Origin of the sequence: Terrisporobacter petrolearius, assembly GCF_020748185.1 — a bacterium.
Classification (GTDB): Bacteria; Bacillota; Clostridia; order Peptostreptococcales; family Peptostreptococcaceae; genus Terrisporobacter; species Terrisporobacter petrolearius.
The window spans coordinates 1-824 of the sequence record NZ_JAHZMO010000104.1 but is presented as its reverse complement, the minus strand read 5'-3'; the positions used below and the strand labels follow the sequence as shown (position 1 = coordinate 824).

Annotated in this window: 1 protein-coding gene; it reads right to left on the bottom strand. The window is 27.1% G+C overall.

Annotated elements, in window-relative coordinates; genetic code table 11:
• Positions 1-62 precede the first annotated feature (62 nt).
• A partial coding sequence (gene istB, locus K0040_RS19830; protein ID WP_228110414.1) for an IS21-like element helper ATPase IstB occupies positions 63-824 on the bottom strand: 762 nt, incomplete at its 5' end.

Sequence of the window (824 nt, the reverse complement as noted above, 5' to 3'; positions counted from 1 at the left end):
TGTAAATTGCAATATATATTTGTATAAAAAGAGGAAAATAATTATGTACAAAAAATATACTTTTAAGAATTACCTGAAGAAGAACTATCTAAATAATTAAGTTTAGACTTTAACCTATATGATGGACCTTTTATAGAAATAATATGAGAATGATGAAGCAACCTATCTAAAATAGCATTAGCTATAGCTGGAGATCCAAAGATTTCACTCCATTTTGAAAAATTAGAATTAGTAGTTATTATAGTACAATGTTTTTCATATCTTCTTGAAATTAGCTGAAAAAACAGATTGGCAGCATCAGTATCTATTGGCAAATATCCAATTTCATCAATAATTAAAACTTTGTATTTTGAAAAATGTTTAAGCCTAGCGTCTAATCTATTCTCAGCTAACGCCCTTTTAAGCTGTTGAATCAATTCTTGAAAAGGTATAAAATATGTAGAGTATCTATTTGTGGCACTTTTGATTCCAATGGAGGTAGCAAGATGTGTCTTGCCAACTCCGGATGTTCCTACAAATAATATATTTTCATTATTCTCTATGAATCTAAGCGTAGCTAAATCTAAAATTTCTTGTTTATTTACTGCTGGTTGAAATGTGAAATCAAAGTCTTCTAGAGTTTTAATAAATGGAAAGTTTGCAACTTTTACACAAGCTGTTTTAGCTCTTTCTTGTTTGGAGTTTATTTCTAGATTGCTTAATTCATAAAGTGCATCTACTAAACTTTTTTCATGACTATTAATCATTTCAATATACTTATCTAAATTAAGTTTTATATTATTTAGTGACAATTCTTCAAGATTATTAAGTAGTTTTACATAATT